Here is a 3,096-nt window from a genome sequence, read left to right as displayed (position 1 = left end):
ATCATCATACTCAAACTCAAGAAATTTAGGATAAGCCCTCGACCGATTAGTATCAGTCCGCTCCATGTGTCGCCACACTTCCACTTCTGACCTATCAACCTCATCATCTCTAAGGGGTCTTACTGGCTTACGCCATGGGAAATCTCATCTTGAGGGGGGCTTCATGCTTAGATGCTTTCAGCACTTATCCCGTCCATACGTAGCTACCCAGCGATGCTCCTGGCGGAACAACTGGTACACCAGCGGTATGTCCATCCCGGTCCTCTCGTACTAAGGACAGCTCCTCTCAAATTTCCTACGCCCGCGACGGATAGGGACCGAACTGTCTCACGACGTTCTGAACCCAGCTCGCGTGCCGCTTTAATGGGCGAACAGCCCAACCCTTGGGACCTACTTCAGCCCCAGGATGCGACGAGCCGACATCGAGGTGCCAAACCTCCCCGTCGATGTGGACTCTTGGGGGAGATAAGCCTGTTATCCCCAGGGTAGCTTTTATCCGTTGAGCGACGGCCCTTCCATACGGCACCGCCGGATCACTAAGCCCGACTTTCGTCCCTGCTCGACTTGTAGGTCTCGCAGTCAAGCTCCCTTATGCCTTTGCACTCTACGAATGATTTCCAACCATTCTGAGGGAACCTTTGGGCGCCTCCGTTACTGTTTAGGAGGCGACCGCCCCAGTCAAACTGCCCACCTGACAATGTCCCTGACCCGGATCACGGGTCGAGGTTAGAATGTCAGCACCATCAGGGTAGTATCCCACCGACGCCTCCACCGAAGCTAGCGCTCCGGCTTCCAAGGCTCCTACCTATCCTGTACAAATGGTACCAACACTCACTATCAAGCTACAGTAAAGCTCCATGGGGTCTTTCCGTCCTGTCGCGGGTAACCTGCATCTTCACAGGTACTATAATTTCACCGGGTCTCTCGTTGAGACAGTATCCAAGTCGTTGCACCATTCGTGCGGGTCGGAACTTACCCGACAAGGAATTTCGCTACCTTAGGACCGTTATAGTTACGGCCGCCGTTTACTGGGGCTTCAATTCAGAGCTTCTCCCTTACGGGATAACCCCTCCTCTTAACCTTCCAGCACCGGGCAGGTGTCAGCCCCTATACTTCGCCTTACGGCTTCGCAGAGACCTGTGTTTTTGCTAAACAGTCGCTTGGATCTATTCACTGCGGCTCTCTCGGGCTTTAACACCCTAATAGAGCACCCCTTCTCCCGAAGTTACGGGGTCATTTTGCCGAGTTCCTTAACGAGAGTTCTCCCGAGCGTCTTAGAATTCTCTTCTCGCCTACCTGTGTCGGTTTGCGGTACGGGCACCTGTATTCTAACTAGAGGCTTTTCTCGGCAGCGGAGGATCAGGGATTTCGGACCCTTGGGTCCTTCACGGTCACAGCTCAGCCTTCACGGAACACGGATTTGCCTATGTTCCAGCCTTGCATGCTTCGACGCGCACAGCCAGCGGCGCGCTCACCCTACCTTTCTGCGTCCCCCCATCGTTCAAACAAATACGAGGTGGTACAGGAATATCAACCTGTTGTCCATCGCCTACGCCTTTCGGCCTCGGCTTAGGTCCCGACTAACCCTGAGCGGACGAGCCTTCCTCAGGAAACCTTGGGCTTTCGACGGAGGGGATTCTCACCCCTCTTTTCGCTACTCATACCGGCATTCTCACTTCCAAGCACTCCACTAGTCCTCACGATCTAGCTTCACAGTCCTTGGAACGCTCCCCTACCCAATCCCTACTGGGATTGCCATAGCTTCGGTGATACGTTTAGCCCCGGTACATTTTCGGCGCAGAGTCACTCGACCAGTGAGCTATTACGCACTCTTTCAATGATGGCTGCTTCTAAGCCAACATCCTGGTTGTCTAAGCAACTCCACATCCTTTTCCACTTAACGTATACTTGGGGACCTTAGCTGATGGTCTGGGCTGTTTCCCTCTTGACTACGGATCTTAGCACTCGCAGTCTGACTCCCGAGTTAAAGTTTTTGGCATTCGGAGTTTGACTGAATTCGGTAATCCTGTGGGGACCCCTCGTCCAATCAGTGCTCTACCTCCAAAACTCATCACTCGAGGCTAGCCCTAAAGCTATTTCGGGGAGAACCAGCTATTTCCGAGTTCGATTGGCATTTCACCCCTACCCACACCTCATCCCCGCATTTTTCAACATGCGTGGGTTCGGGCCTCCAGTCGGTGTTACCCGACCTTCACCCTGGACATGGGTAGATCACCCGGTTTCGGGTCTACGACAACGTACTCACTCGCCCTATTCAGACTCGCTTTCGCTACGGCTCCGCCTCATCAGCTTAACCTTGCACGTTATCGTAACTCGCCGGTTCATTCTACAAAAGGCACGCCATCACCCGTTAACGGGCTCTGACTAGTTGTAGGCACACGGTTTCAGGATCTCTTTCACTCCCCTTCCGGGGTGCTTTTCACCTTTCCCTCACGGTACTGGTTCACTATCGGTCACTAGGGAGTATTTAGCCTTGGGAGATGGTCCTCCCGGATTCCGACGGGGTTTCACGTGTCCCGCCGTACTCAGGATCCACTCTGGAGGAAACGAAGTTTCAGCTACAGGGCTGTTACCTTCTTCGGCTTGTCTTTCCAGACAATTCACCTACTCCGTTTCTTTGTAACTCCGTATAGAGTGTCCTACAACCCCAAGAGGCAAGCCTCTTGGTTTGGGCTGATTCCGTTTCGCTCGCCGCTACTCAGGAAATCGCATTTGCTTTCTCTTCCTCCGGGTACTTAGATGTTTCAGTTCCCCGGGTCTGCCTCACCCTGCCCTATGTGTTCAGGCAGGAGTACCATCCCATTACGGATGGTGGGTTCCCCCATTCGGAAATCTCCGGATCAAAGCTTACTTACAGCTCCCCGAAGCATATCGCTGTTCGTCGCGTCCTTCATCGGCTCCTAGTGCCAAGGCATTCACCGTGCGCCCTTTCTAACTTATCCATTGTTGCTTCAACGAAGCAATTGGTTAACCTAAAAGGTTTATGAATTCTTGACGTCTCGTTCAAACAGTTGTAACACCGATGAACAAAACTAATTTGAGTTGATTGATTATGATTTAGTTTTCAAAGAACCA

Annotated in this window: 1 rRNA gene; it reads right to left on the bottom strand. The window is 52.6% G+C overall.

Features of this window, described 5'->3' with window-relative positions:
* Positions 1–26 precede the first annotated feature (26 nt).
* Positions 27–2,963, bottom strand: a 23S ribosomal RNA gene (locus tag E2L03_RS20090).
* Positions 2,964–3,096: the final 133 nt, after the last annotated feature.

This window comes from Shouchella oshimensis, from assembly GCF_004375095.1.
Taxonomy (GTDB): Bacteria; Bacillota; Bacilli; order Bacillales; family Bacillaceae_D; genus Shouchella; species Shouchella oshimensis.
This window is presented reverse-complemented; position numbering and strand designations above follow the sequence as displayed.